Source organism: Halomonas sp. McD50-4 (genome assembly GCF_022348135.1).
GTDB classification, from domain to species: domain Bacteria; phylum Pseudomonadota; class Gammaproteobacteria; order Pseudomonadales; family Halomonadaceae; genus Vreelandella; species Vreelandella piezotolerans.
This window is the reverse complement of record NZ_JAKRFG010000011.1, coordinates 1-19,399: the sequence shown is the minus strand read 5'-3', so window position 1 is coordinate 19,399 and position 19,399 is coordinate 1. Positions and strand designations below refer to the sequence as shown.

The window sequence follows — 19,399 nt, the reverse complement described above, 5'->3', positions numbered from 1 at the left end:
TCGTGGCTCTTTGCGGTGAAGTAAACAGTGAACAGTGGCAGCGGCGCTGTGGGTGTCAGTCTCCCCATCCCGACAGCAAAATGCAATGCAAAAAAATACCGCCCTAATGGGGCGGTATAGGGCCTTGCCGGCCTGGTCTAGTGGCGATGACCATGATCGTCGTGGTCGTGGTCGTGGTCGTGGTCGTGGTCGTGGTCGTGGTCGTGGTCGTGGTCGTCATGACCATGAGCTTCATGGCCCGGAGTAGCTAGGGCATCGTGCAGCACCCGGGCGTTATGGCGCATCATGCCAAGGTAGGTGCTGGCATCGCCTTCACTGGCCAGCGCATCGGCGTATAGCGTGCCAGCGATGGGCAGGCCGGTCTCTTCCGCTAGCTGCGTAATGATCGCTTGGTTGGTCATGTTCTCGTGGAACAGCGCCTGTACGTTCTCCTGCTCGATCACATCGATCAGTGCGGCCATGCTGGCACCGCTGGGATCGGCTTCGGTCGATAGACCAACCGGTGAAAGAAAATTCACGCCGTAGGCGCTGGAGAAGTAGCCAAAGGAGTCATGGCCGGTGATGACGCTGGCCGACGCAGGAATCTCGCTTAGCAGTTCACGAATCTCGGCATCAACGTTATCCAGCTCTGCCAGATAACGCTCGGCGTTGGCTTGGTAGCTCTGCGCATTGGCGCTATCCGCCTCGATCAAGCCATCGCGAATATTGGTGACGTAGACTTTCGCCTGCTGCAGATCTTGCCAAGCGTGAGGGTCGTCATCACCATGCTCGTGACCGCTATGGTCATCATGCGCATGATCGTCGTGACCGTGTTCATGATGGCTGTGCTTTTCATGTTCATGCTCTTCATGACCGTGTTCTTCATGCGCATGGTCGTGCTCGTCATGGTGCGCGTGGTCATCGTGACCGTGCGACGCAAAAGCGCGGGGTGCGATGCCGTCGGTGGCGGTGACCAATGGGCCGTCGTAGTCGCTGGAGTCAATCAGGCGCTCCATCCAGCCCTCGAACAGCAAACCGTTGAAGACCACTAGGTCTGCCCCTGCCAGTGCTCGGGCATCGCCGGGGCTTGGGGAGTAAACGTGAGCATCGCCATCCGGGCCAACCAGGGCACTGACCTTCACATGCTCTCCTCCGACGTTCTCGACCATATCCGCCAGGATGGAGAAACTGGTGACGACTTGAACCCGCTCGTTCGCCATGGCCGCAGGCAACGCCAACATGGCCGACACGCCCACTAACCAACGCGATGAAGAGAAAAACGACATAACATGCTCCTGATGATGTAAGAAAGCGGAAAACGACGACTCGCTAGTGAGAATGCTCCATCGCCAGCGGCGTGGTTTTACGGCGCAGCTTGGCGGCCAAACTGTGGTAGCGGCCAAACAGCGCCGAGAACAAATAAGTCGCCCCGGCCAGCAAGATAATGCTCGGGCCTGATGGCGTGTCCAAATGGAACGACAGCAGCAGCCCGCCGGTGCTGGCCAGCATCGCCAGCACTACGGCAATCCCCATCAATCCTTCCAAGCGCTTGCTCCAAAACCGCGCCGCCGTGGCAGGCAGCATCATCAAACCCACGGCCATCAGCGTGCCGAGCGTTTGGAAGCCAGCGGTCAAGTTGAGCACTAGCAGCCCTAAAAAGACGCTATGTACCCAGCTACTGCGACGGTGTTGGCCGCGCAAAAATAGCGGGTCCAAACACTCCACCACCAAGGCGCGGAAAATGATCGCCAGGGTGATGACGATCAGTGTGCTGATCGACGCAATCAACAGCAGCGCCGTGGAGTTGATCGCCAAAATGGAGCCAAACAGTACGTGGGTTAAATCCACGCTGCTGCCCCCCATGGAGATCAGCATGACCCCAGCAGCCAGGGAAATGATGAAAAAGCTCGCCATGGCGGCATCTTCCCGCTGGCCACCCATTTTCGAGACCGCTCCCGCCAGCAAGGCCACCATCACCCCAAATAGCACGCCACCCACGCTCATCACCGGTAGCGAAAAGCCCGCCAGCAAAAAGCCCAGCGCCACGCCGGGCAGAATCGCATGGGCCATGGCATCGCCAATCAGACTCATGCCACGCAGCACCAAAAACACCCCCAGCGGCGGGGCGGCCAGGGAGAGCGCGAGCCCGCCGACCACGGCGCGGCGCATGAAACCGTACTCGAACGGGCTGACGAACCAGGTATTAAGCAGTTCCAGCATGACGCCCTCCCAGCGTAAACGGCACCACTTGGGCGGGTGCATGCTGCTGGTTGAGCGCGCTGGGGGCGACCCAGCGGCCGTGGCCAGCGCTCAGCATCAGTACCTCATCGGCCAGGCGGCGGAGGTGATCCATATCGTGCAGCACGATGATGATCGTGACGCCGTCGTCGGCCATTTGGCGCAGAATGCGAATCAAGATATCCACCGTGTCGCTGTCCACGTTGGCAAACGGCTCATCCAATAGCAGCAGTTCTGCCTCTTGCATCAGCGTTCGGCCAATCAGCGCCCGCTGGCGCTGGCCACCGGACAGCTCGCCCAGGGGGCGGTGCGCCAAGTGAGAAATGCCCAAGCGCGCCATGATCTCACGGCCCTTGCGGTAATGGGCGGCACAGTACCCTTTCAGCGCCCCGTGGCTTGGCCAACTGCCAGTCATCACCAGCTCTTCCACGCTCATCGGAAAGGTCAGATCCAGCGCCAACTGCTGGGGTAGCCAAGCGCGGCGAGCGTTATCCACCGTACACACCACCTTGCCACTAATAGGGCGAAGTTCGCCCATGATGGCCTGGATCAGCGTACTTTTACCGGCCCCGTTCGCGCCGATGAGCGCGGTAATCGCACCGGGTTTGATATCGCCATCCACATGCTCGAGCACCGTGCGGCGACCCTGGGCCAAATGCAGATCGTGAAGCTGCAAGCACGATGGTGAACGCTCGCTCATAGCGGCCACCCGCTGGCCCATACCACCAGCCCCCACAAGGCCAACAACGGCAGCGCCATCAGCCCGAGCCGCTTCGTGGCCGACAGCGACATCAATGAAAAATGACAAGGACCTTCCTTGTTATGGCGATGCATGTGCTCACTCATCGAGCAACCTCACTTACCAATAAATAAGTTATAACATAACGTTTGGTGAAACCAAAAAAGTGGCGAATATTTTACGCGCTCATCGCGTGCTGACAACGATGAGCGAGCTTATGTTTGAGAGATATACCAAGTGATCCTAGTAACGCCAAACGGCGCCAATCTGCTCAGGGGATACCAACAGCGCGTACTCGCCTTCCAGCGTGAGTGGGCCAAGCGATACGCGGGCGGGTTGGAAGCGATTGATAGCGCGGGTCGCCTGGTGGGGCTGCGTCCAAATCTGTAGCTCATTGATCAGCATGCCCGTCGCAAAGTTCATCGCGCCATCGCGCTCACGACCGTCGGCGGCAATGACCGCGCCCGCTACGGTATTCACCACCAACGAGCCAACCCGCGCCTCGAGCCCGCGGCGCTCCCGTTCCGCCTGGGCAAGCGACAGCCCTAGCGCCTGTACGCCGCTCAGATCGCCCTGCGCTTTCAAGCGTTCGTACTCCGCCAGCGCCGCCGGATGCGGTTGGCGGTCAGTCAGCATACCCCCTAGCGCTAACGCGGATTTCACCACGCCAACGCGGGCATCGAAACGGTCGTCCGGATCACTGGCCTCGCTCGATTGGTAGGCGTTATAGGCCAGGCTCGTGGCATAAACACCCGTCCATCCCCACTGCCAAACGTTGGCCTGCTGGGCACCGCTTTCGAATACTTCATCGTAAGCCGCCCAGTCATCCGCTGGCTGCGCCTGGGCGGGCAGTGCCAGCATCAGCGGAACTGCTGCGAAAAGCACGCGCAAATAAAGGGGTAATTGCATGGGGAACCGCCTGAAAGACTGAGAAATGAGTGTTAAGCGTAGCATGGGGAGAGTACGCGTTTGTAAAAAGAGCGGGAGCAGGCAGCGTCCTGGCTAACGCTCGTTGACTTGAAACCTCATGGTTCCTTCAAAGCCGTATAGGCACTGCTCAGGAGACTCCCGGGGTTCTCGGCCGGTTTCGATTGTCGTAGGGCTGCTAGCATCATCGTGAGCCTCGCTCATGCTCTGGCAGCTTTAGTTGAAAGGCAAGGGCGGGGCCAGTGAACCCCTACCCCGATGCTTTTTTTACTTACTCCTTCTCCTCATCCTCTTCCCAGCGCTCCATGGCGCGTTTGTCGTCGGGTAGGCGGACCATGTCACCGATGTTGAGCTTTTTGTGCGACTGAAAGCGGTGGCCGTGCTGGTCGAGAATGGCGGCGACGCTGCCGATGCTGACGGCGTCTTCTTCCCGGTAGGCTTCGACTTTGACTCGGACGATGCGGCCCTGATAGCGAGCGGAGAGAATCGCGCCGGGGTAAGGGGGCGTGTGGTCGGGGTCGTTTTTGAAAAAGGCGGCGACGCTTGCGCTACCGGGTTCATCCCATTCGACATGTTGATGCATGGTCAGTGTCCTTACAGGAGTCGTTAGAAAATAAGCCAGCACATTCAGTGTAGTGTGCGTTAGCAGCACTCGGCCAATGTGCGTGGACACGCCTAGTCGATGCGCTTAACTTACCCCTCTAGGGGAACGTGGGAGGAGAAGGCGCCATGCATCCGTACCGTGCGCTATTTGAGCAGTCGAGCACGCCGCTGTTCGTGGTGGAGCGTTCAGCGCACGAGGCGATGAACGTGTATGCAAACGCGGCCTTTCGGCACGCGGTGGGCTGGGTTGACGATAATAGCTACATGGCGCTGGCCAGCTGTTTTCCATTGGACGTGAATAACGTGCTGGCCGCCGTATATGCCTGCGATCAGCAACAGACCGTGCAGGAGCTGATGGTGACTTGGGCAGATGCCTCAAGGCGTTGGCAACTGCAGCTTTCTCCCGTGGTAGAGGGCGAGTATCGCGCAGTGTATGGGGCACTTCATGAGCTGGTTCTGCCATTTGGCGAATCTTTGGATGCGCTGCTGTCTCAGTTGCCGGGATTCATCTACCAGCTGCACTACTCGCTGTCGGGTCACTGGCGTTACACCTACGTTGGCCAGCGGGTAGAAGAAATGTTTGGGGTGAGCGTCGAAGAGGCGCTGGCCGATGCGCAAACATTGCTGGCCAACATTCATCCTGGAGACCGCGATACCGTCATCGCAAGCTCGCTGGAAAGCGCTCGCACGCTGACGCCAGGGAAACAGGAGTTTCGGATGTTTCATCGTCACGGCGAGATGCTGTGGGTGGAAGCCAGTGACCAACCCCGCCGCGAGCCCGATGGCAGCGTGCTGTGGACGGGGTATGCCAACGATATTACTCAGCGTAAAGCGCTCGAAGCGGCGCTGAAATCCAGCGAGCAGCGCTTTCGCCAACTGGTGGAGCAGGCAAACGACATCATTTACACCCTCGATGCCGATGGCATGCTGACCTATATCTCGCCTAACTGGCCGCGCATATTGGGGCACGAGGTGAACGAGGTGCTCGGGCGGCATATGAGCTTCGTTCTGCATCCGGAGGACTTAGAGGCGTGCCGTCGTTATATCGAAAACGTGTTTGTGACGGCCGAGCCGCAAGGGCTGATCGAGTACCGTGTGCAGCATGCCAACGGCGAGTGGCGCTGGCACTTTACCAACGGTGCGCCGTTGTTGGATGAGCAGGGCAACGTGATCAGTTTTATGGGCATCTCTCACGATATTACGCCACGACACAAAATGGAGCAGCGGGTGCTGCATTTGGCACAGCACGATACGCTGACCGACCTGCCCAATCGAGCGATGTTTTTTGGCGAGCTGACCAAGGCGCTGCGCTCGGGGGGCCAGTTGGCCTTCTTGTTCATTGACCTGGACAACTTCAAGCCGGTGAACGATCGCTGGGGCCACGCCGTTGGCGACCAGTTGTTAAAAGCGGCGGCACAACGCATGCGCGCCCGGCTGCGGGACACCGATATGGTAGGACGAATCGGCGGCGATGAGTTCGTGGCGCTGCTGGGTGGTTCGGTCATGAAAGAGGACGCCTTAGCGGTCGCGCATCAACTCTGTTCAGCGCTGGCCGAGCCGTTTGCGCTGTTGGTGGGCGAGGTATGCGTCTCCGCCAGTATTGGCGTGGCGCTCTTTCCACTACACGCAAAGGATGAGGCCACCCTGATTCACTGCGCGGATCAGGCGATGTATCGCGCCAAAGCGGAAGGGCGTAATCGCGCTATCCTTTACTCTGCTTGTGAATCAGGCAAGACTGCGGGCGTTGCATCGACAGACTGAAACATGAAGTTTAGCGCCGCGGGTAGGCTGGCTCTCCAGACGCGCCAAGTATGGCCACCAGGGTAGAGGTCGAGCCGTACGTCACCAGGTTGAATACGCTCTATGGCTTGGCGCAGCTGGCGTGCATGGAACTCGGCGTCATAGACATCACGGCGTCCGGCGCTGATATAGAACGGGACAGGGGGCGTGTCGCCTTGCTCAGCCTCTGGGCGCGGCGTGACGCGTAGGCGGTAGCTTTCTAAGTGGGCTGTGTAGTTGAGCTGCTCCCAAAGCGCTTGATCGAACTCGCCCTGCGCATTCAAAAACGCTGGATGTCGGTGAGCGGAAGAGTTTTTGGGTGGCGCAGGGATATAGCTGGCGGGGCTGAGGGCAGCGGCAGCGGCAAACAGCTCTGGACGTTCGAGGGCGAAATTCACCGCGCCATAGCCACCAGCAGAGAGCCCCGCTACGCCACGTTGCTCGCGCGTCGTTCCCACATGATAGGTCGCTTCGATATGCGGCAGCAGGTCGTTGAAAAAAGCGCTACGGGCAGCTTCATTATGTCCATCGACCCACCAACTGCGGCTGCCGGGCATGACGAATACCGTTGGAGGTAGATGCCCAGCCTCGATCAGACGATCAGCCGTTTGTGGCAAGTTGCCTTTGGTTGCCCAGTCAAACTCATTACCAAATGACCCATGTAGCAGGTATACCACTGGGTAAGGCGCCGAGGCCTGAGGGTCATAAGCGTCCGGTAAATAGATCGTATACGGGTAGTCATAACCCAGGGTGGGTGAAAAGAACTGTGCCCGCGAGACATCGCCCGCCAGGGCAACGCTACTCAGTGCCAACCCACCAAAAACGCCCATGATCGCGCGCATCCAGCCGGTGAGGCATTCAGAGACAGTGCGTCCGAGAGCGTGTAAAAGCGGGAATCTGAGCGACTGTTCGAACACGAGGCCTCCAGGAATTTACCGTCGTTTAAAAGGTCGGACAACGCTGTAAGCCAGCCTGTTCATTGTCGTAAGCCCCTACATCAGCTTAGCAGCGGGGCTTGGTGGAGGTTCGATGCAGAAAATCGAGGAAATTTACTGGCTGCGCGCGTACGGCTGTGTCGCCGTGTTTCTCTTTCATTGGCTAGATCACCTGAATCAGCGCGTGGACAACGTCGTTACCGATCTCATGCGCATACCGCTGGTGCTGGGCACGCCTGTATTCCTGTTCATTTCGGTCTTTGTGTTTGCCGTTCGCTATGACAAGCAAGTACCGCCAGGTTTTCTATGGCAGCGAGTGAAGTACGTCATGCTGCCCTATTTAACGTACGGGTTCATCTATTCCACTGCCCAGTGGTGGCAACTGGCGGGCAGCGACAGCGCCGTGAATGTTTGGGAGAACGCAAAAGCCTACTTTATTTATGCGGGCTGGCATGGCTATTTTTTGATCATCGCCATGCAGTTCTATGCCGCTTATTGGGCCTTTACTCGTTGGCAGCTATGGCGCTTGCATCCGGTTCCTTGGCTATGGGGAGCTTGCTTGGTGAGTATGGCATATTGGGGGGTGGCGTATGCGTTGGCTATTGAGCCGCCGGGCTATTTGCTTTGGGTGGCTCCGTTGGGTTGGATCTATCTGTTCTTCTTGGCGCTAGTGCTGGTGCGCTATTACCCCTTAACGCCTTCTAGCCAGTTGATCGAACGGCCCGTTTGGCTACAAACCCTCTCGCAACCACGTTGGCTTTTGTTGTTCGTTGGCTTGATCGTGCTGGCCACGTTCGAGTATCGGCTGTCGTTCTCCTCGAAAGAGGTGTGGGTCATTCCCTTTTTTGTGCTGTTCACGCTGGCATTGATGCGTGGCTTAAAAGGGCGTAAAGCGCCTGGATGGGTGCGCTATATCAATGCTTACTCGTTTGGTATTTATCTAGCGCATCCTATGTTTTTTACGCTCACCGATACGCTAGTGGGCATTTCTACGTTGCCCCTGGCGGTTTATGCGCTGTTGCTCATCATGGTGGGTAGTGTGGGATCGATTCTGCTCAACAAAGTAGCCAATACCACCACATTGGGTGCCATGTTGCTGGGTAAACGTTTAAAAATATGAACGGTTCGATGGGTTGGTGGGTGTGAGGTTGGCGTTAAGAGTCAAAAAGGGGCAGGCGCTAAGAGGAGGTGGGTGAGCGGCTGTGTGGCGAGCCTCGAGCAAGCCCAAGCGACTCGCCGCTTAGCGTTTTTAAACGCGTAGGGCAGGCGTATAGGCGCTGTAAAAAGTCGAGCAGAGCAGGCTCATCGAGCTCTGGATCGAAGCCTCCGATTCGCTCCAACCACGCACGGCGAATGGCAATATAGGGGGGAACGGTCACCGCCGAGCTGAGAAAGTGCAGCAACAGGCGTTCCGAAAAGCGGGGAGTGGCGGCGTTGATGAGCAGCGCATCCGTCGCCGTGTCTAGCTGTGGATAGAGTAGGTACCAAAGCTGCGCCGCCATGGGTTCTTTATGCAGCGCAATCAGCAGCCAGTCTGCCTGGCTAAGATACGCTGCTTGGTTGAGGCGTGCACCTAGGGTATGGGCAGGTGTCACCAAGCCGTGCGCGTGGTAACGCTTTTCGAGATCGGTGAGCCGTTCATCCGAGTGAGCACAGGTCACGATAATGGGTAGGGCGTGGTCAGCAAGACCGGATTGGCGAATCGAGCGCAGGTGGCGGGGTAGCAAAGCTCCTGTCACTGAAGCATCAACGATAAAGCAGACCGTACCCATGCACGCGGCTTCCTTTTGTTATGAAAGCATCTCTGTTTGTAATTGATTGTAGATGTGGGTTTCTTTACGTAGCAAGAGAAAGTTTTTTAACGAAAAAAACAGTGAGGCTGGCGAGTTAATCATTTTGGTGCGGCTTGAGTGCTATTTGCACCAAAGGTGTGCGAGGAAATGACGGTCTAGGCGTTTGAAAAAGCAATTGCCACTCCCTTGCTGCATTAAGACGCATGGGATGAGTCATTTTTCATATTTGAAAACAAAGAGTTGTTGATATTTTTTTCCATTATGGTGCAGAGTTGGCATGCTCTGTGCTTATAAGCCATAGGTAGTTTCATCAGCGGCTATTGAAGCGTAGGCAGACGCCTCCAGGCGTGCTACAACGATAGCCGGTCTGAAATGATCGCTGGGCGGTTTGTTATCCATCGTCGAACAAACGTTGAGCGAACAAAAAAGACAAACGCGCCACATGCAGCCGCGTGTTGAACGATTTGTTGAATAACACCTTTATCGATCGCTTACAGTTACACGCTTTAAGCCACGCTCATACCGGAGGACACTATGTCAGCCAAGACTCTCGCGCTAATCGAAGAACATGATGTTAAGTGGGTAGATCTGCGTTTCACCGACACGCGCGGTAAAGAGCAGCACGTCACCGTACCGGCACGCGACGTGAACGAAGAGTTTTTTGAAAACGGCCAGATGTTCGATGGTTCTTCCATCAACGGCTGGAAGGGCATCAACGAGTCTGACATGATCCTGCGTCCGGAAGACGGTACCGCCTTCCTCGACCCCTTCACCGAAGATGCCACACTGATTCTGCGTTGCGACATCATCGAGCCGGCCACTATGCAGGGCTACGATCGCGACCCGCGCTCCATCGCCAAGCGTGCCGAAGCGTACCTGCAGTCGACTGGCCTGGGTGACACTGCCTTCTTCGGTCCGGAGCCGGAATTCTTCATCTTCGATGAGGTGCACTGGAAAGCCGACATTCAAGGCGCCATGTACAAAATCACCTCTGACGAAGGCGCATGGGCGACCAGCAACCAGGTAGAAGGCGGCAACTTGGGCCACCGTCCGCGCGTGAAAGGCGGCTACTTCCCGGTACCCCCGGTCGACAGCTTCCACGATATCCGTGGTGCGATGTGTAACACCCTGGAAGCGATCGGTCAGACCGTCGAAGTTCACCACCACGAAGTGGCGAACGCCGGTCAGAACGAAATCGGCGTGAAGTTCAACACGCTGGTGAAGAAAGCCGACGAAGTTCAGGAAATGAAGTACGTGATCCACAACGTGGCGCACGCTTATGGCAAGACCGCGACCTTCATGCCGAAGCCGCTGGTGGGCGACAACGGCTCGGGCATGCACGTCCACCAGTCGTTCTGGAAAGATGGCCAGAACCAGTTCGCTGGCGACGAGTACGCGGGCCTGTCCGAAATGGCGCTGTACTACATTGGCGGTATCATCAAGCACGCTCGCGCGCTGAACGCCTTCACCAACGCCTCTACCAACTCGTACAAGCGTCTGGTGCCGGGTTTCGAAGCGCCGGTCATGCTGGCCTACAGCGCCCGTAACCGTTCTGCGTCCATCCGTATTCCGTACACCGCTAGCCCGAAAGGCAAGCGTGTCGAGACGCGCTTCCCCGACCCGACCGCCAACCCCTACCTGGCGTTCGCGGCGATGCTGATGGCGGGTATCGATGGTATCAAGAACAAGATCCATCCTGGCGATGCCATGGACAAGAACCTGTACGACCTGCCGCCCGAGGAAGGCAAGTCCGTCCCGACCGTGGCCAACAGCCTGGATCAAGCCCTGGAAGCGCTCGACGCTGACCGTGCGTTCCTGACCGAAGGCGGCGTGTTCACCGACGACATGATCGATGCCTACATCGAACTGAAGATGGAAGACGTCGAGCGTATTCGCATGACGACTCACCCGATCGAGTTCGACATGTACTACAGCTGCTAAGATCACCCTTGAGGTGTCGTTAGCCTGAAAACCCCGCCTCGGCGGGGTTTTTTCGTTGAGGCGAGGTAAGGAAAAGGGAGGAAGACGTCATGATCCGTCGCTGGCACGTGCGCTATGCAAGAGGATTATCCACAGGTGCTGCACTGCTATTGGGGATGTGGGTAAGCGCGGCGCTGGGGCAAACGGTGTATCGCGTGGTGGACGCCCAGGGCAAGGTAACGTTTACCGACAACCCAGAACGTGGCGGTGAAGCCGTCACGTTGGCACCGCTGCCCAGCGTGACGACGGTGCGCTCTGCCCCACCTGACAGCCGAACCCCGGGCCGCACTCAGAGCCATCCCGGGCAACCGTTTATGCCTTATGACCGCTTTACCATCGTCAACCCGGCAAACAGCAGCGCCGTTCGGGGCGGCATGACGCCAGTGGAAGTGCAGGTGGTGCCGCCACTGCGGGACGACCACCAAATTCAACTGAGGGTGAATGGCGAACTGAGCCAATCCGCCCTGCATAGCGACGCCTTCTGGCTGGCGGGGTTACCTGTGGGAGCGCACCATATTCATGCGGAGTTGTTGGATAGCCAGGGCCGTGTGCAGCACCGCACCGATCCGGTGACTATTTTTATCACTGATTAATCGAGTGCACTACAATGGTGCAATGAGGCGGTGGGCTAGGCGGCTCATTGCGCTATTAAGGCTCGTCATCTCCCCGCTATCTGCCCACAAGCCGTGCATGCCGCCGCTTGCGTCGAATTGGCGCGCTTTTTGCAGATCCTCTCGCATACCTCTTTTGATGGATCAGTGCCATGTGTATTGATCGAAGCGACGTTTCAGGACACGCCATGTATCAGCGCTTGCTCGAACACCTCACCACAGCAGTCCTGTTGCTCGACGGTGAACTCCGCGTTCGCTGGATGAACCCGGCGGCGGAAGCGCTGCTGGCCGTGAGCTTTAGCCGCGTACAGGGGATCAGTCTCGATACGCTGCTGGGCGGTGACGAAAGCATCGACGACGTGCTGGCCAAAGCACGCGATGCGTTTCATCCCTATACACAGCGTGAAGCGCGTATCACGCCGCTCAATAGCGAGCCGCTGACCGTCGATTACACCGTGACACCGCTGTCGGCCGACGAGCTGCTGTTGGAAGTCGAGCCGCGGGATCGGTTGATGCAAATCTCCCGAGAGGAGGCCCTTACCACCCGCCAAGAAACCATCAAAGTGCTGGCGCGGGGGTTGGCCCACGAGGTGAAAAATCCGCTAGGGGGCATTCGCGGTGCCGCGCAGCTGTTAGAGCGAGACCTGGATGACCCGGCCCTGCGCGAGTTTACCCATATCATCGTGGAAGAGGTTGACCGCTTGCGTGACTTGGTCGACTCCATGCTAGGGCCGAACCGTATCGTCAAGCATGAGCCGGTCAACATTCATAAAGTGTTGGAGCGCGTAAGGGCGCTGCTGATCGCCGAGCATCCTCATGTGGTCGTCAGCCGCGACTATGACCCGAGCCTACCGGACCTGTCCGGTGATGAGGCGCAGATGATCCAAGCAGTGCTCAACGTGGCCCGCAACGCGGTGCAAGCCATGAGCGATGCAGGTACGCCCGCGCCCGAACTGACACTGCGTACCCGTGCGCGCCGCCAATTCACTTTGGGAGCCGAGCGGCACCGCCTGGTGAGCGAAGTCGGCATCATCGATAACGGTCCTGGCATCCCCGAGTCGCTACGCGACACCCTTTTTTACCCGATGGTCTCCGGCCGCGCAGAAGGGAGCGGTCTGGGGCTATCGATTGCCCAGTCAATACTGCACCAACATCAAGGATTGATCGAATGCGACTCTCGTCCCGGACACACCGAATTTCGTTTACTGATTCCATTGGTCATTAATTGCACCGGAGAAGCGTCATGACTGAGGCGACACGTACCGATGTTGCACGAGTGGTTATTGTCGATGATGACCGCGCTATCCGCTGGGTATTGGAGCGCGCTCTGGCGCAACCCGATCTGGAGGTCGAGTGTATCGAGCGTGCCGATACGGCGCTCGCACGCTTGCTGGAGAGCCCGCCGGATGTGCTGGTCACCGATATCCGTATGCCGGGCATCGACGGGTTGGATTTAATGGCACGGGTGCGTGATGCCCATCCGGATTTGCCTGTGATCGTCATGACCGCGCACTCCGATCTCGACAGCGCTGTCGCCTCCTATCAAGGCGGGGCATTCGAGTACTTGCCCAAGCCGTTCGATGTGGATGAAGCGCTCGCGCTGGTGCGCCGGGCCGTTGCCCATGCGCGTGAACGGCAGCGGCCGGTGAGTGTGCCGGAAGGTCTTAGCGCCGAGATCATCGGTGAAGCGCCGGCTATGCAAGAGGTCTTCCGGGCGATTGGACGGCTCTCCCATTCGCATATCACGGTACTGATCAACGGTGAGTCGGGTACGGGCAAGGAGCGCGTGGCCCAGGCGCTGCATCAGCATAGTCCGCGCTCGGGAAAGCCGTTCATTGCCTTGAATATGGCGGCGATTCCGCGCGATTTGATCGAATCAGAACTGTTCGGCCACGAGAAAGGCGCGTTTACTGGTGCTGCGCAGCAGCGCCAGGGGCGTTTCGAGCAGGCCAATGGCGGCACGCTGTTTCTCGATGAGATCGGCGACATGCCCGCCGAAACGCAAACCCGCCTACTGCGCGTGCTGGCCGATGGCGAGTTTTATCGGGTGGGCGGGCATACGCCGGTGAACGTCGATGTACGGATCATCGCGGCAACGCACCAGAACCTTGAATCACTCGTCGACGATGGGCGCTTTCGTGAAGACTTGTTTCACCGCCTGAACGTGATTCGTGTCCATCTTCCGCGTTTGGCCGAGCGGCGCGAGGATATTCCACGCCTCACCCGGCACTTTTTGGCCGAAGCCGCCAAGGAGTTGTCCACCGACATTAAAGTATTGACCCCCGAAGCAGAAGCGCATCTGACCCGCCTGCCGTGGCCCGGTAACGTCCGTCAGCTCGAGAACATTTGCCGATGGCTAACGGTGATGGCTTCCGGTCGGGAGATTCTGGTCGAAGATTTGCCTCCGGAGCTACGCACCGTCGGCACGTCAGAGAGCAGCGTCCATGGCGACTGGCGCTCGGCGTTCCGTGATTGGGCCGATCATGCGCTGGCCGAAGGGCATACCCATTTGCTAGAAGAGGCCGTTCCTGACTTCGAGCGCATTTTGATCGAGACGGCGCTCAAGCACACCGGCGGGCGTAAAGGCGAAGCCGCCGAGCTGCTGGGCTGGGGGCGCAACACCTTGACACGCAAGCTTAAAACGCTGCTGCCTGCGTTGGCGGATGACGCCTAATTCGTGGGCTCGTGGGTAAGGGCTGGAGGTAGAACAAAGACGGCATCGGCAAGCGCGGGGTCTGGGAGGCGGCACTCTGCCTGATCCCACGGCAGTAGGCTGAGGGTGTGTCGAATCCCCATCCCTTCGAGTTGGTGCTCTACGCCGTGGCCATAGGTGACGTGACCAAGGCCCATTAAGCCAACGGCTAACGCACCCTCTTTGACGGCGCCTGCAAGCCCGTGGGCCATGGCGGTATCCCAGGTGAGCTGCGCTTGGGTGAAGCGGGCTAGCATGGCAGGGTCCCCTTGCCCCATGCCATGCTGCTCGAATACCTCGGTCAAACGCTGCTGATAGACTGAACTGGCGGGTATTGGGGTAGGAATCCCGTAGCGCTGGTCAGCGGGGACACGATCAAAGCCTTCTTGAACGAGCCGTTGGCGCAATTCTGGCTTGATGTTGAGAGCCACCAGCGGAATCGCTTGCAGTCGCGCGAAGTGAAGAATGGGCAAGTAGAGCTCGGCATCGAATCCCCACGCGTCATCCCAGCGGCTTTCGGCCAGCAGCTCTGTCTCGGTCAGCTCGCCCGCTACCCAGCGGTCTAACACCGGCTGAGCGCTTCTTGGCAGCATCTCCAAGCCAACCACCATATCTTCGCGGAGAGCATGCAGCCCTGCGAGCGTGTGCAGCTGCCAGCGGTGATGATCCTCGACGTCGTGCTGTTCGCCCAGTAGTACGACCTGCTGTCGAGCGGCCTGGGCAAGCAGCGTTGGTGCGCCCACGGCACCGTCTGCTTGCCACCACTGCCCTGGTGACGGGCAATCGCCATAGGCGTGTCCCGTGGCAAGTGCCATCGTCAGCAGAATCCATGGCCACGTGGGGCGCATTGTGTTAGCCCTTCTGAGCTTTGAGCCGGTTGATCTCGGCCAAAAGTGCTTCTGCTTCTTCGGTCAGCGTGGCGTTGGCTCGCATATCACCGTTGCGGGACGCCTCCATCGCCGCTTGAAGCTTACGCTCATAGGCTTGCTGAAGCTTTTTTTGAGGGTCGCGATTAAATAGACCGAACATGATCACTCTCCTTTTGTGTGTACACTATTTGTATAGCCATGAGGTGACAATGTCGACTCTTAATCGTTCTTATTTTATGTAGCGCCGCGCTCACTCGTCGCGCATAGCGTTAAAAAACGACGAAAATCAACCAAGATCGTCTCCAAACTGTTATGCAGACGATGATCGTCGTCGATCATCCTGAGTGACAATCGCTGTGCCTGGGCGCGTTCAATAACGGGGCCAGGAGGTACCACATCATCCTGCCAACCGTGAATGATATGCGTGTGCCGCGCTTGAATGGTGGGGGATGTTTCGGGGTATTTGGGTAAGCCAAGCGCAGGGGCAAGCAAAAAACAGCCCAGGACTGGTGTCCGAGCACTGACGGCGGCGCTTAACCAGCCACCAAGGCTAGACCCTGCCATGACGCAACGTGAGGGATCATCGCCGCGCTTCTGAAGTGCCTGCTGTAGATGAGCCAGCCGCTGGGCTGGCTCGTCCATGCCCCGGTAATCCATGACGACTGGCTCACAGTCATCTAGCTGTTCGGCAATGCCCTTGAGCGCTTGCATCTTTAGTGCGCCCGGGCCACTTTCCAAGCCATGTGAAAGGTAGACAGTCATCATCATGGTCAATCCGCCGACCGCTGAATGGCTTCACCGCCTTGTTCGATATCTTGCCCCATTCCGCGAACGGTATTGCAGCCACCCAGCACCAACAGCGTTGCCAGCAGCAAAATGCCCAGTGCGACGGTACGTTTCATCGGCCTTTCCTCATGCCTAAGTATGCCCATGCGAGCGTGAGAGTGTGATAAGTAACATAAGCGTTGTTGTCATCGACCGCTACCGTGAAACGAGGGATTTTGTCACGATGAGCTAACGTCTCATGTGCCAAAGGACGGGGGCAGCTCGTGCGAATTTGTCGCATGTGTCAGTTCGATACATAAAGATTCTCCCTCGTGGACGCTTCTGTGCTTAACTTGGCAGCGAGTATTTTTTTCTAAGTTATTGTTTTGTATTTTTTTATTTTGTTTTTTCGAACGATGGCCTAGAGTCTGCAATACATTGAGTGTTATGAAGAGTATGACGTCAGCACCACCCTTTAACAGCGTGAGCAGGCTGACAAGCAATCAAGGAGGGCAGGACGCCCAATCAGCACCAGGGAAGTGAAAGGACACTCAGCCTGCTCACTCTTATCAACACAGGATGTGTTGGTCATCGACGCCAGGGAGTGGCAGCGGTGCAAAACAGCCATCTCGCTTCGGCGGGATGGTTTTTTTGCGTCAATTTTTAACGAGTAACTCTCTGATTTCTCTATTTTTTAATATTTACAGCGTTATTTGAACAGCACTTGTACAGATGAAGAAGGGGTTTTGGTCTATCCTTTCGGTTAAACCAAAATTCAGCGGTTAGAAGACGTCAACGTAGCAACCGCGTACTTTCAGGGACAAGCGCTATGGCGATGGTACTGATGTTGGGCATGTTCGTCCTGTTTCTGGGATTTTCCGGGGTCGGCGTATACATGATGTTCAAGACATCCTTGATGGCGGCGACCGAAGAACGTGACGATATTCCGCCCGATAGGTAGTACCGCCACGTTGACCGTTCGCATCACAAAGCCGCGCGCTCCATCGCTATTTCATGAGCGATAGAGCGCGCGGCTTTTTTTGTGCGTAGCCCCAGAGCGGTGATGGCGTCTTGTCGTAGTAACGGCCGAGGCTAGCCCATCCAGTAAAGGCTCAACAGTGCAAAGCCATAGCCCATGACACCGCCGACCAGAACGTCACTGACGTAGTGCAGCCCAAGTCCTACGCGAGAAATGGCAATCAGCAGGCTGAGTGGTAAAACGATGGGCAGTAACCAGGGCGTATGGGCAGCCACCAAGACGCTAAACATGACGGCATGCATGGTGTGGCCGCTAGGAAAACTGTAGCGGTCTCGGGCAGGCTCACCGCAGTGCACGCCGCCCAAATACGTAATGAAAGGACGTTCGCGGCACAGTTTCGTTTTGACCAGTTTGTAGACCGTAATGGCTATGAGCGCGATCAGCGTGTACTGCAAAATGCGCCCCCATCCATTGGGTTGTAGCCAGGGCTGCGCTGTAATCAGTAGCACCCAAACGGGCCAATCGCCCAGTTTACTGGCCGCTTGCAGGGTCAGCCGCCAGGGGCGATAGAGCGAGAGGTGAGTGACTCGTTGGCAAAACCGCCACTCCCATAGATCAAGACGATCGAATACGACAAGCGGACGAGCTCGCATGATTAGCCTCCTGGGCCTCGTTGAGGTAGCGCAGAAATTGCTCCGCGATGCCCGACCAGCTCTGTTCTAGGGCGCGTAAACGGGCAATCCTTCCTAGTCGTGCGTATTCGGCGGGATGCTGGCAAAGCGCGACGGCCGCCTGTTGAAACGCCACGGCATCGTTGGGTTCGACCGTGATACCGTTGTGCCCGCTCTGGATCAGTTCGGCGCTGGCGGCATGACGGTATGCCACCACCGCTAACCCGCTGGCCATGGCTTCGGTGACCACATTTCCCCAGGTTTCCGACAGTGATGGAAACACGAACATATCCGCACTGGCATAGTGCCGAGCCAATGCCTGCTTATCGATGAAGCCTGTGAAATACGCGTCAGGTAGTGCTTTTTCTAACTGTGATCTCCCTGGACCATCGCCGACCACCACAAGCGCCATGTCGGGGCGCACATCGCGCATGGCTTGCAGTGTTTCCTGAAGTAAGGTGAGATTTTTTTCTGGTGCAATGCGCCCTACGTAGAGGGCCACTGGCTGGTGTTCACTAACGCCCCACTGCAGCCGGAGTGCGTCATCACGAGAGGCGGGCGAGAAGTGTTCGCCATCGATACCCCGAGACAGCACCTGCACGTCGCGGATGCCCTGCTGGCGCAGTAACGTTGCCTGCTGCTGGGTGGGGACTAGCGTCAGCGCGCAGCCGTTATGAAAGTAACGCAAATAGCGGCGTGTGGCGGACGACAGCCAAGAAACCCCGTAATCGTGGCAATAGTGGTCGAAATTGGTGTGCCATCCCGCGACTAACGGAAGCTGGAGCCGCAAGGCGGCCTGCCGTGCTGCCCAGCCAAGCGGGCCTTGCGTGGCCAGGTAGACCACGTCGGGTCGATGCTGTTGCCAAAAGCGACGCACCGTGGCGTGGCGAGCAAAGCCCACCTGCACGTCACGGTAGCCGGGAATCGAACAGCGATTCACCTGTAGCTCGTGCCCGGCGTCTTGGGCAGCGCCAGCGGTTTTAGGCGTCGGTCGAATCACATCCACTGTGACCCCCAGGCGCTGTAATTCACGGCACAACCGGCTGAGCGTGTGGGCAACGCCGTTGATTTCTGGTGACCATGTTTCGCTAACGATACAGAGCCGCATGTGCGATTCATCCCTTTATCACGTTTGCGAACATAGTGCGCAGCCACAATGACATTGACGAGTCAGGTAGGTGAACAAGCGATGACAGCGCGGCTGGGCGCAGCGTGTTCGACGTTTTAATTGTAGGTCTCACTATAAGTTGAAACGTTTATTTTGGATAACAGATAAATGTTAATTTTTGAGGACATTTTTATTTAAGTTTTTATTGATGAAATAGACATAAATAAAATAAAACTTTAAGAAGAATGACATATACCTTCTCTAAGGTAGCCGATGACGAAGCAGTCAATGCTTCGGTCGTGACTTTACAATGTATAGTCTTAATGACTTGAATGGCGAATTAACGCTTTACTCTGGCTCAATAAGTGCTGATAACAAGCACGGGCGAATCTAAAGGGATCCATCATGTTTAAGAAAACGACACTTGCTCTGGCCGTTAGCGGTTTACTGGGTGCCTCTGCTGCCCAAGCGGCGATGGTGTATGATCAAGATGGCACTACGCTGGATATCTATGGCCGTATTGCCATGGGGTTCGAAGGTGGCGGCGCAGAAGAAAACAACGTTGATAATAGTGAAGAGTTTCGCAACTTTGGCTCTCGTTTACGTGTCGGGTCCCGTGTGATTAACCACCCGCTTGGTAAATAACTCAGGACGTTTGGCCTGCCATTCCTTCATCATCGCAACCGGTGATTGATGGTGCAGCGCCTTTTGCGGGATGTGGTGATTGTACA

General features: G+C 57.2%; 20 protein-coding genes and 2 pseudogenes. 8 read left to right on the top strand and 14 right to left on the bottom strand.

Translation table 11 applies throughout. The features are described 5' to 3' along the window. Positions 1–137 precede the first annotated feature (137 nt). The 5 genes from MHM85_RS13375 to MHM85_RS13355 form a co-directional block, all read right to left on the bottom strand. Positions 138–1,265, bottom strand: coding sequence for a zinc ABC transporter substrate-binding protein (locus MHM85_RS13375; RefSeq protein WP_239286249.1), 1,128 nt, complete (start codon positions 1,263–1,265; stop codon positions 138–140). A gap of 43 nt (positions 1,266–1,308) precedes the next feature. Further along, positions 1,309–2,199, bottom strand: coding sequence for a metal ABC transporter permease (locus MHM85_RS13370; RefSeq protein ID WP_239286247.1), 891 nt, complete (start codon positions 2,197–2,199; stop codon positions 1,309–1,311). Further along, entirely contained in the window at positions 2,183–2,917 is a 735-nt protein-coding gene (locus MHM85_RS13365) for an ABC transporter ATP-binding protein (RefSeq protein WP_239286303.1), read from the bottom strand. Before MHM85_RS13365 ends, MHM85_RS13370 begins: the two co-directional genes overlap by 17 nt. A gap of 282 nt (positions 2,918–3,199) precedes the next feature. Then, complete coding sequence (locus tag MHM85_RS13360; RefSeq protein ID WP_239286301.1) at positions 3,200–3,817, bottom strand: hypothetical protein; 618 nt, start codon at positions 3,815–3,817, stop codon at positions 3,200–3,202. A 337-nt stretch (positions 3,818–4,154) separates the two neighbouring features. Next, positions 4,155–4,466, bottom strand: a complete 312-nt coding sequence (locus MHM85_RS13355) for a hypothetical protein (protein WP_139527890.1) — start codon at positions 4,464–4,466, stop codon at positions 4,155–4,157. A gap of 146 nt (positions 4,467–4,612) precedes the next feature. Here MHM85_RS13355 and MHM85_RS13350 point away from each other — a divergent pair, with 146 nt between their 5' ends. Further along, positions 4,613–6,247, top strand: coding sequence for a sensor domain-containing diguanylate cyclase (locus MHM85_RS13350; RefSeq protein ID WP_219862406.1), 1,635 nt, complete (start codon positions 4,613–4,615; stop codon positions 6,245–6,247). Here MHM85_RS13350 and MHM85_RS13345 read toward each other — a convergent pair. Beyond that, the gene (locus tag MHM85_RS13345; RefSeq protein WP_239286245.1) at positions 6,196–7,095 is read right to left on the bottom strand and encodes an alpha/beta hydrolase-fold protein; all 900 of its coding nucleotides are present in this window, start codon (positions 7,093–7,095) and stop codon (positions 6,196–6,198) included. The genes MHM85_RS13350 and MHM85_RS13345 overlap by 52 nt on opposite strands. A 199-nt stretch (positions 7,096–7,294) precedes the next feature. Between MHM85_RS13345 and MHM85_RS13340 the strand changes: the two genes are divergently transcribed. Then, entirely contained in the window at positions 7,295–8,320 is a 1,026-nt protein-coding gene (locus MHM85_RS13340; protein WP_219862408.1) for an acyltransferase, read from the top strand. 58 nt (positions 8,321–8,378) lie between these two features. Here MHM85_RS13340 and MHM85_RS13335 read toward each other — a convergent pair whose 3' ends face one another. After that, positions 8,379–8,972 (bottom strand): hypothetical protein, encoded by a 594-nt coding sequence (locus MHM85_RS13335; protein WP_219862410.1) that lies wholly within the window; start codon positions 8,970–8,972, stop codon positions 8,379–8,381. Positions 8,973–9,527: 555 nt separating this feature from the next. Between MHM85_RS13335 and glnA the strand changes: the two genes are divergently transcribed. The 4 genes from glnA (at position 9,528) to ntrC (ending at position 14,258) form a co-directional block, all read left to right on the top strand. Continuing rightward, positions 9,528–10,934 carry a glutamate--ammonia ligase gene (gene glnA / locus MHM85_RS13330; protein ID WP_139527893.1) on the top strand — a complete coding sequence of 469 codons (1,407 nt, stop codon included), beginning with the start codon at positions 9,528–9,530 and terminating at the stop codon, positions 10,932–10,934. Positions 10,935–11,023: 89 nt separating this feature from the next. Beyond that, positions 11,024–11,566, top strand: a complete 543-nt coding sequence (locus MHM85_RS13325) for a DUF4124 domain-containing protein (RefSeq protein WP_153843221.1) — start codon at positions 11,024–11,026, stop codon at positions 11,564–11,566. Positions 11,567–11,772: 206 nt separating this feature from the next. After that, positions 11,773–12,831: a nitrogen regulation protein NR(II) gene (gene glnL, locus MHM85_RS13320; protein WP_139528002.1), complete on the top strand. Its 1,059-nt coding sequence runs from the start codon at positions 11,773–11,775 to the stop codon at positions 12,829–12,831. Beyond that, a complete protein-coding gene (gene ntrC / locus MHM85_RS13315; RefSeq protein WP_139527895.1) occupies positions 12,828–14,258 on the top strand; it encodes a nitrogen regulation protein NR(I) in 1,431 nt (476 codons plus the stop codon). Before glnL ends, ntrC begins: the two co-directional genes overlap by 4 nt. Here the strand turns inward: ntrC and MHM85_RS13310 are convergent. From MHM85_RS13310 to MHM85_RS13295, 4 genes are all read right to left on the bottom strand, one after another. Next, positions 14,255–15,124, bottom strand: a complete 870-nt coding sequence (locus MHM85_RS13310; RefSeq protein ID WP_219862412.1) for a ChaN family lipoprotein — start codon at positions 15,122–15,124, stop codon at positions 14,255–14,257. The two genes, ntrC and MHM85_RS13310, sit on opposite strands and share 4 nt — an antisense overlap. A 4-nt stretch (positions 15,125–15,128) precedes the next feature. After that, positions 15,129–15,305: a DUF6435 family protein gene (locus MHM85_RS13305; protein ID WP_139527896.1), complete on the bottom strand. Its 177-nt coding sequence runs from the start codon at positions 15,303–15,305 to the stop codon at positions 15,129–15,131. A 74-nt stretch (positions 15,306–15,379) separates the two neighbouring features. Next, positions 15,380–15,910: a YqiA/YcfP family alpha/beta fold hydrolase gene (locus MHM85_RS13300; protein WP_139528004.1), complete on the bottom strand. Its 531-nt coding sequence runs from the start codon at positions 15,908–15,910 to the stop codon at positions 15,380–15,382. A gap of 5 nt (positions 15,911–15,915) precedes the next feature. Next, entirely contained in the window at positions 15,916–16,047 is a 132-nt protein-coding gene (locus tag MHM85_RS13295; RefSeq protein WP_139527897.1) for an entericidin A/B family lipoprotein, read from the bottom strand. A gap of 692 nt (positions 16,048–16,739) precedes the next feature. Here MHM85_RS13295 and MHM85_RS18425 point away from each other — a divergent pair. Beyond that, positions 16,740–16,871, top strand: coding sequence for a hypothetical protein (locus MHM85_RS18425; RefSeq protein ID WP_255303963.1), 132 nt, complete (start codon positions 16,740–16,742; stop codon positions 16,869–16,871). Between the two features lie 131 nt (positions 16,872–17,002). Here MHM85_RS18425 and MHM85_RS13290 read toward each other — a convergent pair whose 3' ends face one another. Beyond that, positions 17,003–17,542 carry a phosphatase PAP2 family protein gene (locus MHM85_RS13290; RefSeq protein WP_219862417.1) on the bottom strand — a complete coding sequence of 180 codons (540 nt, stop codon included), beginning with the start codon at positions 17,540–17,542 and terminating at the stop codon, positions 17,003–17,005. Then, on the bottom strand, positions 17,505–18,668 hold the full coding sequence (locus MHM85_RS13285) for a glycosyltransferase family 1 protein (RefSeq protein ID WP_219862419.1): 1,164 nt from the start codon (positions 18,666–18,668) through the stop codon (positions 17,505–17,507). Before MHM85_RS13285 ends, MHM85_RS13290 begins: the two co-directional genes overlap by 38 nt. A 405-nt stretch (positions 18,669–19,073) precedes the next feature. Between MHM85_RS13285 and MHM85_RS18420 the strand changes: the two are divergent. Then, a pseudogene (locus MHM85_RS18420) lies at positions 19,074–19,277 on the top strand (porin); the annotation flags it as partial. On the opposite strand, the pseudogene MHM85_RS13275 reads toward MHM85_RS18420, so the two are convergent. Beyond that, positions 19,269–19,399: pseudogene (locus MHM85_RS13275) on the bottom strand (IS481 family transposase); the annotation flags it as partial. The pseudogenes MHM85_RS18420 and MHM85_RS13275 overlap by 9 nt on opposite strands.

What these genes read in the sequence shown, in the direction of transcription:
- MHM85_RS13375 (WP_239286249.1), bottom strand. Translation starts at nt 1,265, where the DNA reads ATGTCGTTTTTCTCTTCATCGCGTTGGTTAGTGGGCGTGTCGGCCATG.
- MHM85_RS13370 (WP_239286247.1), bottom strand. Translation starts at nt 2,199, where the DNA reads ATGCTGGAACTGCTTAATACCTGGTTCGTCAGCCCGTTCGAGTACGGT.
- MHM85_RS13365 (WP_239286303.1), bottom strand. Translation starts at nt 2,917, where the DNA reads ATGAGCGAGCGTTCACCATCGTGCTTGCAGCTTCACGATCTGCATTTG.
- MHM85_RS13360 (WP_239286301.1), bottom strand. Translation starts at nt 3,817, where the DNA reads ATGCTGGCACTGCCCGCCCAGGCGCAGCCAGCGGATGACTGGGCGGCT.
- MHM85_RS13355 (WP_139527890.1), bottom strand. Translation starts at nt 4,466, where the DNA reads ATGCATCAACATGTCGAATGGGATGAACCCGGTAGCGCAAGCGTCGCC.
- MHM85_RS13350 (WP_219862406.1), top strand. Translation starts at nt 4,613, where the DNA reads ATGCATCCGTACCGTGCGCTATTTGAGCAGTCGAGCACGCCGCTGTTC.
- MHM85_RS13345 (WP_239286245.1), bottom strand. Translation starts at nt 7,095, where the DNA reads ATGGGCGTTTTTGGTGGGTTGGCACTGAGTAGCGTTGCCCTGGCGGGC.
- MHM85_RS13340 (WP_219862408.1), top strand. Translation starts at nt 7,295, where the DNA reads ATGCAGAAAATCGAGGAAATTTACTGGCTGCGCGCGTACGGCTGTGTC.
- MHM85_RS13335 (WP_219862410.1), bottom strand. Translation starts at nt 8,972, where the DNA reads ATGGGTACGGTCTGCTTTATCGTTGATGCTTCAGTGACAGGAGCTTTG.
- glnA (WP_139527893.1), top strand. Translation starts at nt 9,528, where the DNA reads ATGTCAGCCAAGACTCTCGCGCTAATCGAAGAACATGATGTTAAGTGG.
- MHM85_RS13325 (WP_153843221.1), top strand. Translation starts at nt 11,024, where the DNA reads ATGATCCGTCGCTGGCACGTGCGCTATGCAAGAGGATTATCCACAGGT.
- glnL (WP_139528002.1), top strand. Translation starts at nt 11,773, where the DNA reads ATGTATCAGCGCTTGCTCGAACACCTCACCACAGCAGTCCTGTTGCTC.
- ntrC (WP_139527895.1), top strand. Translation starts at nt 12,828, where the DNA reads ATGACTGAGGCGACACGTACCGATGTTGCACGAGTGGTTATTGTCGAT.
- MHM85_RS13310 (WP_219862412.1), bottom strand. Translation starts at nt 15,124, where the DNA reads ATGCGCCCCACGTGGCCATGGATTCTGCTGACGATGGCACTTGCCACG.
- MHM85_RS13305 (WP_139527896.1), bottom strand. Translation starts at nt 15,305, where the DNA reads ATGTTCGGTCTATTTAATCGCGACCCTCAAAAAAAGCTTCAGCAAGCC.
- MHM85_RS13300 (WP_139528004.1), bottom strand. Translation starts at nt 15,910, where the DNA reads ATGATGACTGTCTACCTTTCACATGGCTTGGAAAGTGGCCCGGGCGCA.
- MHM85_RS13295 (WP_139527897.1), bottom strand. Translation starts at nt 16,047, where the DNA reads ATGAAACGTACCGTCGCACTGGGCATTTTGCTGCTGGCAACGCTGTTG.
- MHM85_RS18425 (WP_255303963.1), top strand. Translation starts at nt 16,740, where the DNA reads ATGGCGATGGTACTGATGTTGGGCATGTTCGTCCTGTTTCTGGGATTT.
- MHM85_RS13290 (WP_219862417.1), bottom strand. Translation starts at nt 17,542, where the DNA reads ATGCGAGCTCGTCCGCTTGTCGTATTCGATCGTCTTGATCTATGGGAG.
- MHM85_RS13285 (WP_219862419.1), bottom strand. Translation starts at nt 18,668, where the DNA reads ATGCGGCTCTGTATCGTTAGCGAAACATGGTCACCAGAAATCAACGGC.